An 8706-nucleotide genomic window follows, 5' to 3' on the forward strand; every position below is an offset into this window, starting at 1 on the left:
CTCCGGGCAGGCCCATCTTCGGCCGATTTCTTCGTTGCTCGTCGGTCACAATGCGCTGCGGCATTGCTCCCTCCTCGCGCCTCGAAATCAACTCGAATCTGGGCCTGCCAGTTGGTCATATTATTTCATTGCGAGCCCTAAACGGAGCCGGGCTTGGGAATCTGCTCCTCGGGCACTCCCAAGGCGCGGGCCAACTCCCGGAGCTTGGCTTGGACCTTGGCCGCGTTCATGGGGCCCATGCGCAGGAGATGCTTCTGGGCCTCGCTTAGGCGCTCGAAGCTGCCGTCCGGGCGGGGAAGGATGGAGTAGCAGATTCCCTTTTCCATGGCCTGGACCGGGATGGGGCCTTCGATGATCGGAGTCTTGAGGAGTTCCTGGATGGCCCGAACCAAGGTCTGCTTGAAGTCGGCGTCCCGGCAGCCGAGCTCGCGGCAGGCGCCCTGGAAGAGAGGGTGGAGCTCCCCCAGGATCCTGACGGCGGCTTCGGCGTTGAGGGATGAGAAGGCCTCGGCCGCGGCGTCGTAGCGCGCGTAGGAGCGGGGGTTGACGTAGAGCCCCTGACCCTGCCTGCGGATCGAGAAGGGCTTCTTGGGCGCCAGGAAATCGAGGCTGTTGCGGGGGCTGGCCCCTTCCGCGATGTTGTTGACCGCGGCGGCGGCTCGACGGATCAAGTCTTGTATCTTGAGCCAATCCCCAAGCTTCTGAAGCGGAGAAATCTCTCGCGCGCTTTGGCGTATTCTTTCGTCTCCCTGATCGAAGGTAAGAGTCGGGGGGGCGTAGGGCTCTCTGGCCTGGGGGCGGGCGTTCTCCGTAGCCGGGGGCGGTTCAGGGATGACGAGAGGGGAATGCGTCGGAATCTGGCGCATGCGCAAAGCCAGTCCCGCCGCGGCGCCGAATCCGACGATAATGCTTGCCCAAAGCGCCTTGGTGTTTGCCATATAGGCCAAGCATAGCCCCTGAGCGGGGATCCTGTCAATAACGGGGCGGTTTCAGGGGAGGCAGAAAGATGTTTCGCAAGCGTTCCATGATTTTCTGGACCTTGACGGCGCTCTCGCGGCTTCTCTTGAGCGCGGCCGTGCGCTCTCGTGAAATGAGGACGGAGTCGCGGATCCTGCCGTCCTCGTCGATGAAGCTGAGCTCCAGGGCCGAGGCCTTGACCTTGACCAGCGCCAGTCCGTAGCGCAGGATGAGCTTCTCCTGCCACTCGGCATGCTCATCGGAGTAGGTGAGCTCGGCCCCGCCCGTGCCGGCGTTGACGTAGACCACGCCGTTGATGGGGCGGCTCCTCTCGTAGACGTGGACATGACCGGCCAGGACGAGGTCCACCCGGTATCTCTCGAAGATCGGGGCCAGGGCGTCCCGGACGCTGTCGCTGTTTCCCAAGCCGCGCACCGTGGAATACGCCGGCACGTGCATGAAGACGATTTTCCACTTGGCCTTGGACTTGGCCAAATCTTTCTCTAGCCATGCGCGCTGCTCGCTTCCCGGGCCGAAGGGGGCGGCGGCCTCGTTGCCGAAGGCCTTGTTGGTGTCGAGCGACACGAAATGGGCGTCCCCGGCATCGAAGGAGTAATATTTGAGCCGGCGGAAAATCCGGTTGTAGACTTCCTCGAAGCGCTGCTGGGCCAGGGCCCCGTTTCGAAAGCCGTAGTCATGGTTGCCGATGGCGGGGAAGAAGGGGATGCGGGACAAGGTTTCTCCGTATATGTCGAAGTACTTGGGGTCGTAGTCGCGCGGGTCGCCCTTGGGGTAGATGATGTCGCCCAAATGAAGGACCAGTTCGGGGTCGAAAACCTTGATGATCGCGGCGATCTTCTTCTGGGCCCGGCTGGCGGTTCCGGAATCGCCGAAGGCGGCGAAAGAAAACTCCTGCGAGGGGCCGGGCAGGGCCTTCGCGGTCCAGGTTGCGCCGAGGCCCGGTAAGGAATAGTTGAATTCCTTGCCGGGGGAAAGGTTTTTGAAGTCTTGGCAGGACTCGGCCTGGGGGGCGGTCTCCCAGCAAACCGTCATGGAGCCCGGGGCCGCAGCGACGATATAGGGAGCCCTTAAAGCCCAGGCCTGTCCGCGGGTCAGGAGCCCCAACGAGACGGCCATGAAGCCGAGCCAAGCGCGGCACATAGGCAATATCATATAAAATAGGGCGTGGCCCCATCCGAGAAGCCGTTGGAATACGCTGTGATCGCGGGCCGGGCCGGCGGGGATTTGAGCGCGGCGGCGCCGGCCTTGGCTCGGCAGAGGGGCATCCCGGCGCAGGACGCGCTCATGCTCTTGCGCCGCTCTTGGGGATTGCTTGAGCAGGGGCTGGCGGAAGCCTCGGCGCGGGAGCTCGCCCAAGCCCTCTCGCAGGGAGGGAGCGAATTTGTGGCCGTTCCGCAAAGCCTCGTCGAAGAGCTTCCCCAGGCCCGCGAGGCCGCGGCCATGAGGCTTTCCCCCGAGGTGCTATGGCTCGGGGCCGCCGAGCCGAGCGAGAAGCTGGACTGGGGGCGCATCCGCCTCCTGGCGGCGGCGGGCCTCAAGGAGAAGCGCGTCCAAAAATTCGAGGCCGGCGGGCCCGGCATTTCCCAGAAGCTTCTAAGTCTGGGGCTTTCTCTGGGCACGGGCCTGCCCTTGGGCGGACTCAAGGGCCTGCGGCCGGAGGCGGAGAAAGTCATCGAGAGCTCGGATTGGGTCTTCTTCCTGGACATCCTCGAGGGCGGCCCCAACCCAAGGCGCTGGCGCGTGGCCGCGGAGCGTTTCGACTACTCCATCCTGAAGGGGCGCATGGCCTATACCGCGCTCAGCAATTTCAAGATTCTTCTGGCCGATCTTTCCGGCCGCGCCCCGCGGGCGTGCTTGAGCCGCGGCAGCTCTGTCCTTCTCGAGGGGAGGCCTTTGCGGGAGATGGGCTACGAGTCTCTGGCCGACTGCGAGCGCGAGGCCCGGTGGCTTCTGACCCTGATGACGATCCGCCCGGGCTGATGCCTATCCGCGTTCTGCACGAGGACGAGCGCCTTATCGCGGTGGACAAGCCCCGCGGGCAGCTGGCGGTGCCGGGGCGCGGGAGGGATGACGCTCCTTCCTTAAAAGAGGAGGTTTCGGCTTATCTCCGGCGCCCGGCCTTCGCGGTCCATCGCTTGGATCGCGAGGCTAGCGGCGTCTTGGTGTTCGCCAAAGAGGAGCGGGCACACAAGCGGCTGTGTCTTCTCTTTGAGCGGCGCGAAGTTCGCAAGACTTACCTGGCGGTTGTCCTTGGAGATGTCAGGGGGGAAGGGAAAATAGACGCCCCCTTGCGGGCCTACGGCTCCGGGCGCATGGGTGTTGCCCGCGCGGGCGAGGGTGGCAAGCCGAGCCTCACTTATTATAAGGCCCTTGAGGCCCTGCGCGGCGCGACTTTGCTGGAGCTGCGTCCGGTGACGGGGCGCCGGCATCAATTGCGCGCCCATCTCTTCGGCCTGGGCCACCCCATTCTCGGCGATTCCTTGTACGGCCGGGAGCGGCCGGTGGGGGGTGCCGCCCGCCTCATGCTTCACGCTGTGGAGCTGGTCGTGCCGGACTGGGACGGCAAAGAGCTTAAGATCCGCGCCGAGGCGGGCCGGGATTTCTTGGACGCGCTGACCTTGCTCAGGGCCGCCAGCTGAAGTTGTTGTCGGCCTGGGCCAAAATGGGCAGGCGGGCGTCCTTGTCCGAGACCAGGGTCTCTCCAGAAGGCCAGGCGATCCCTATGGCCGGGTCGTTCCAAAGCACGCCGCAGTCGTCCTGGGCAACCCAGTAGCCGCTTACCTTGTAGAGCACGTCGGCCCATTCCGAGAGCACATAGAAGCCATGGGCGAACCCCGGGGGCACCCAAAGCATGCGGTTCTCCTCGCCTCTTAGCTCCACGCCGGCCCATTTCCCGTAGGTGGGCGAGCCCTTGCGGATGTCCACGGCCACGTCGAGAATGCGGCCGGCCACACAACGGACGAGCTTGCCGATGGCCGAGGGGTTCTTCTGGTAGTGAAGACCCCGGACCACGCCGCGGCGCGAGCGGGAAAGATTGTCCTGCACCAGGCTCGGGACGGGGCTGTCCTTATAGTCGATTTCGCGGTAGCTTTCCATGAAGTGGCCGCGCGAGTCGGGGAAGAGCTTTCCTTCGACCAGAAGTAATCCCGGAATTTGATAGGGCGTGAATGTTAAGCCCATGCTCACGCCTTGGCGGCGGCTTGCTGACGCCGCCAATGCTCCTGGCCCTCGGGGGGCAAGGTGTAGACGGGATCGTAGTACTCGTAGCGGCGAGTGAGGGCCTCTGGGTCCTCTGCCTCGATGGAGGTGCGGTAGTTCTTGGTCCAATAGGAGATCCCTCGGGCATGGTCGTAGGCGGCGACCTGGTGTACCCAGCGCTTTCCGACGTAGGGCACGTCGCAGGTGATGCGCGGCGTGGCGAACCCCGGCATGTAGCCCATGATGTCGTGCTGGAGCTGTTGGGCCTCGCGGATAGAGGTGCGCCAATGCTCGGAGTTGGGGATGATGTCGCAGACGTAGAAATAGTAGGGCATGATCTTGCCGTGGTCGAGAAGGGTGAAGCAAAGCTCGAGAAGATCGTGGGAGGTCGCGTTGACCCCGCGCAGGATCACCCCTTGGTTGCGCACGTCCCTGAAACCCATCTCGAGCAGTTTCTTGACGGCTTTGGAAAGAAGAGGAGTGATCTGATTGGCATGGTTGACATGGGTGTGGACCGCGAGGTCCACCCCGCGTTCCCAGGATTTCTTGGCGAGGCGCTCCAGGCTCTTGAGGACCTCGTCTTGGAGGAAATGTTGGGGCAGGCCCTGCAGGCCCTTGGAGGCCAGACGAATGTCGCGGATATTGGGTATGTCCATGAGGGACGAGACGAAGGCCTCGAGCTGGGCGATGGGGACGTTGGCGACGTCGCCGCCCGAGACCACGACGTCTCGCACCGATGGGGTCTTCCTCAAATAGTCCAGGATCTCCTGGTAGCGGCGCTGGGGTTGGGAGGAAAATTTATGCTTCTGGACCTGGGGCACGGAGTTGCCCACCAAGTCCATGCGCGTGCAGTGCCCGCAGTACTGGGGGCAGGTCGCGATGAGCTCGGCCAAGACCTTGGTGGGGTAGCGGTGGGTGAGGCCCTCCACGGCCCACATCTCGCTTTCATGCAGGCTGTCTCGGGTGGCCATGGGGTGATTGGGCCACTTCGGGTGGCGGTCGCTGAAAATGGGCAGCATGTAGCGGCGCACCGGGTCGCGGCGCAGGTCCCTCTCGTTCATGGTGTTGAGCATGTGCGGGGGGATGAGAATGGACATGGTGGCCCGCTCGCACTGGTCGCGCAGGACGTCCTCGGCCAGATCGTCGTCGAAGTAGGCGCCGAACACATCCTTGAGCTCCTTGACGTTCTTGACCGAATGCTGGCGTTGCCACAGCGCGCTCTCCCAATCCCGACGGGATACGCTCTTATAGCCGGGCAGGCGGGTCCAATCGGGCTCGGCGAAGGCCCGCTTTAAAGGATATTGAAAGGGTTGTTTGGCCACCATAACAGCGAAATTATATAATAACAACCGATGTCAGACTATTAACTTTTGCAACTTATGCAACTTCTTTGAGCAAAAGTTCAATAAGCTGCAAAAGTTAATAGTCTGACACCGGCCTTTATGAAACGCATTGCTGTGGTTGGTGGAGGGACGATGGGCTCTGGGATCGCCCATGTGATGGCATTGGCGGGGTTTGAGGTTTCCTTGATCGAGGCCCGGCAAGACATCGCAGAGAGGGCCCTGACCTCGATCGCCAAGAACATGGACCGCCAGGCGGCCAAGGGCGCTATCTCGGCCGCGGACAGGGATGGGGCCTTGGCCCGGATACGTTTGGCCGCGGACCTGGACGCGGCCAAGGAGGCCGGCCTCGTGGTGGAGGCCGTGCCGGAGTCCTTGCCGCTCAAAAAGGAGATTTTTTCGCGCTTGGACGGCTTATGCGCTTCGGAGGCCATCCTCGCCTCCAACACCTCCTCGATCTCGATCACGGAGCTCGCCGCGGCCACGAAAAGGCCGGACAAGGTCATGGGCATGCATTTCATGAACCCCGTGCCCGTGATGAAGCTGGTCGAGCTCATCCGGGGGCAGGCCACCTCGGAGGAAACCTACCAGGCCGTCCATGATTTGACCGTGAAGCTAGGCAAAACCCCGGCGGTTTCCAGGGACTTTCCCGGGTTTCTCTCCAACCGCATCCTCATGCCTATGATCAACGAGGCCTGCTACTGCTTGATGGAAGGGGTGGGCAGCCGCGAGGACATCGACGCCGTGATGAAGCTCGGCATGAGCCATCCCATGGGGCCCCTGACCCTGGCGGACTTCATCGGCTTGGACATTTGCCTGGCCATCATGGAAGTCCTATATCAAGGATTCTCGGATTCCAAGTACCGCCCCTGCCCTCTTCTTCGCCAAATGGTCGCGGCCGGCAAGCTCGGCCGCAAAACCGGCCAAGGATTCTACGACTATGCCGCTTGAGGCCTTGAGCGAGGCCCAGAAAATGGCCCGGGACTCTGCCCGGGATTTCGCCGAGAAGCGCTTGAAGCCCGTGGCCCAGAAGCTCGACGAGGACGAGGCCATCCCGCGTGAGCTTTACGCCGAGGCGGCCGAGCTTGGCTTCTTGGGGATGATGCTGCCCGAGGAATACGGGGGTCTGGGACTCGACTACATGAGCTACGTCCTGGCCATGGAGGAGCTGGCCCGGGGCTCGGCGGCATTCCAGGTGGGGCTCACGGTCCACAACTCCTTGGTCTGCTCCGGGATTTACCGCTTCGGGACCGACGAGCAAAAGAAAAGATACCTTCCCAAGATGGCCAAGGGCGAATGGGTCGGCTCTTACTGCCTCTCAGAGTCCGGAGCCGGCTCCGACGCCGGAAGCCTCTCCGCCTCGGCTTCGGCCGAAGGGGAATTTTACATTCTAAACGGGGCCAAGGCCTGGGTCACCAACGGGGGCTTTGCCCATGTTTTCATGGTTTTCGTCTCCACCCGTAAGGAGTTGGGGAGCCGGGGTGTCAGCTGCATCCTTGTAGAAAAAGGAACCCCGGGCTTCGAGGTCGGGAAAAAGGAGAAAAAGCTCGGCATCCGCGCCTCGGACACGCGGGAGCTTTCCTTTAATAACTGCCGGGTGCCCAAGTCCCAGAGGCTGGGGGCCGAGAACGAGGGCTTTCAAATCGCCAAGGCCCAGCTGGAAAGCGGGAGAGTGAGCATCGCGGCCCAGGCCGTGGGCATCGCCCAGGCCGCCTTCGAGGAGGCGGTGTGCTATGCCAAGGCCCGGCGGCAGTTCGGCAAGGCCTTGTCAGAGTTCCAGGCCACCCAATTCAAGATCGCGGACATGGCCGCGGGCATCGACGCGGCGAGGCTTCTCACTTACCGCGCGGCCATGCTTATAAACGAGGGCCGCCCCTGCGGGAGGGAGGCTTCCATCGCGAAGCTCTTCTCCTCCCAGATGTGCAACCGCGTGGCCTACGATGCCCTTCAGATACACGGCGGCAACGGCTACATCCGGGAATTCCCGGTCGAGCGCTATTTCCGCGACGCCCGCATCACCGAGATCTACGAAGGCACCTCTGAGATCCAGCGCCTCATCATCGCCAAAGACGTCCTCAAGTCGTGAGGAAGATCGTCGTCTCTCGGCCTGGCGGGCACGCCGCGCTGGCTCTCGTCGAGGAGGCAGACCCGCGGCCGGGGCCCGGCCAGGTCCGTGTGCGCGTGCGCGCCATCGGCGTCAATTACGCCGACTGCCTGGTGCGCATGGGCTGCTATCCGGCGGCCAAGGGGCTTTACCCCATCATCCCGGGCTTCGAGTTCTCCGGGGTCGTGGAGGAAGTCGGCCCCGGCGTCTCTGATTTTGCGCTAGGGGAGAGGGTGTTCGGGATATCGCGGTTCGGGGCTTACGCGAGCCAGGTCGTGGCGGACCGGCGCCAGCTTTGGCCCTGCCCGGAAGGCTGGAATTTCGAGGAGTGCGCGGCCTTCCCGGCGGTTTATCTCACCGCCTACCACGGCCTCTTCAAGGCGGCGCGGGTGGAGGCGGGCGAGACCGTCCTGATTCACTCCGCGGCCGGGGGCGTGGGCACGGCTTTATTGCAGCTTTCCCGCATCGCGGGCCTGCGCGCGGTGGCGGTGGTGGGGTCGGGCCGCAAAGCGTTTTTGTGTCGGGAGCTGGGAGCGGCGGCCGTGATAGACAAATCGAGCCAAAGGCTCTGGCCGGAAGCGGAGGTTCTTTCGCCCGGCGGCTACGAGGCGATTTTCGATGCCAATGGCCTGTCCACGCTTAGGGAAGGCTACAAGCATTTGGCGCCCTCGGGGCGCCTGGTGGTGTACGGCTTCGCGGATTTTTTTCCGCGCGGCAAGGCCCTGCCCTCCTGGCCCCGCTTGGCTTGGAGCTATCTGCGGGTTCCCAGGTTCTCGCCCTTCGGCATGACCGCCCTCAACCGCGGAGTGGTCGGCTTCAATGTGATATATCTCTTTGACCGGCTGGACTGGGCCGGCCAAGCCATGAAAGAATTGCTGGGCTGGATCGGCGAAGGCAGGATCAAGAAGGTCCCGTTGACCGTTTTCCCGATGGAGGAGGCCGGCAAGGCCCACGAGGCTTTGGAGTCCGGAGCCACTACAGGCAAACTCGTGCTCACGGCCTAGTGCTCCGACCGAGCCACAACGCGCGGTGGGGCTCGGGCGGGGCCCTAGGCCCGTTAGCCTGGGGAAGTTGCCCGGTTGGGCC

At 63.4% G+C, this 8706-nt stretch carries 9 protein-coding genes; 5 read left to right on the forward strand and 4 right to left on the reverse strand.

The annotated features are described in order from the left end of the window. Positions 1–137: 137 nt before the first annotated feature. The gene (locus HY921_02360; GenBank protein ID MBI5629709.1) at positions 138–938 is read right to left on the reverse strand and encodes a DUF3014 domain-containing protein; all 801 of its coding nucleotides are present in this window, start codon (positions 936–938) and stop codon (positions 138–140) included. A gap of 34 nt (positions 939–972) precedes the next feature. After that, positions 973–2118, reverse strand: a complete 1146-nt coding sequence (locus HY921_02365; protein ID MBI5629710.1) for a metallophosphoesterase — start codon at positions 2116–2118, stop codon at positions 973–975. A gap of 24 nt (positions 2119–2142) precedes the next feature. On the opposite strand from HY921_02365, the gene HY921_02370 reads away from it, so the two are divergent. Together HY921_02370 and HY921_02375 are read left to right on the forward strand one after the other, a co-directional pair. After that, positions 2143–2958: a hypothetical protein gene (locus tag HY921_02370; protein MBI5629711.1), complete on the forward strand. Its 816-nt coding sequence runs from the start codon at positions 2143–2145 to the stop codon at positions 2956–2958. After that, entirely contained in the window at positions 2958–3617 is a 660-nt protein-coding gene (locus HY921_02375) for an RluA family pseudouridine synthase (GenBank protein ID MBI5629712.1), read from the forward strand. Before HY921_02370 ends, HY921_02375 begins: the two co-directional genes overlap by 1 nt. Here the strand turns inward: HY921_02375 and rfbC are convergent. Then, entirely contained in the window at positions 3601–4158 is a 558-nt protein-coding gene (rfbC, locus tag HY921_02380) for a dTDP-4-dehydrorhamnose 3,5-epimerase (protein MBI5629713.1), read from the reverse strand. The genes HY921_02375 and rfbC overlap by 17 nt on opposite strands. A gap of 2 nt (positions 4159–4160) precedes the next feature. Then, on the reverse strand, positions 4161–5501 hold the full coding sequence (locus tag HY921_02385) for a lysine 2,3-aminomutase (protein MBI5629714.1): 1341 nt from the start codon (positions 5499–5501) through the stop codon (positions 4161–4163). 117 nt (positions 5502–5618) lie between these two features. On the opposite strand from HY921_02385, the gene HY921_02390 reads away from it, so the two are divergent. From HY921_02390 to HY921_02400, 3 genes are read left to right on the forward strand one after another with little or no spacing between them, the layout of a single operon-like run. Further along, the gene (locus tag HY921_02390) at positions 5619–6467 is read left to right on the forward strand and encodes a 3-hydroxybutyryl-CoA dehydrogenase (protein MBI5629715.1); all 849 of its coding nucleotides are present in this window, start codon (positions 5619–5621) and stop codon (positions 6465–6467) included. Then, on the forward strand, positions 6457–7602 hold the full coding sequence (locus HY921_02395) for an acyl-CoA dehydrogenase family protein (protein ID MBI5629716.1): 1146 nt from the start codon (positions 6457–6459) through the stop codon (positions 7600–7602). Before HY921_02390 ends, HY921_02395 begins: the two co-directional genes overlap by 11 nt. Continuing rightward, on the forward strand, positions 7599–8624 hold the full coding sequence (locus HY921_02400) for a zinc-binding dehydrogenase (protein ID MBI5629717.1): 1026 nt from the start codon (positions 7599–7601) through the stop codon (positions 8622–8624). The genes HY921_02395 and HY921_02400 overlap by 4 nt, the downstream gene beginning before the upstream one ends. Positions 8625–8706 lie beyond the last annotated feature (82 nt).

The organism is Elusimicrobiota bacterium (genome assembly GCA_016218575.1).
Classification (GTDB): Bacteria; Elusimicrobiota; Elusimicrobia; order UBA1565; family UBA9628; genus JACRDN01.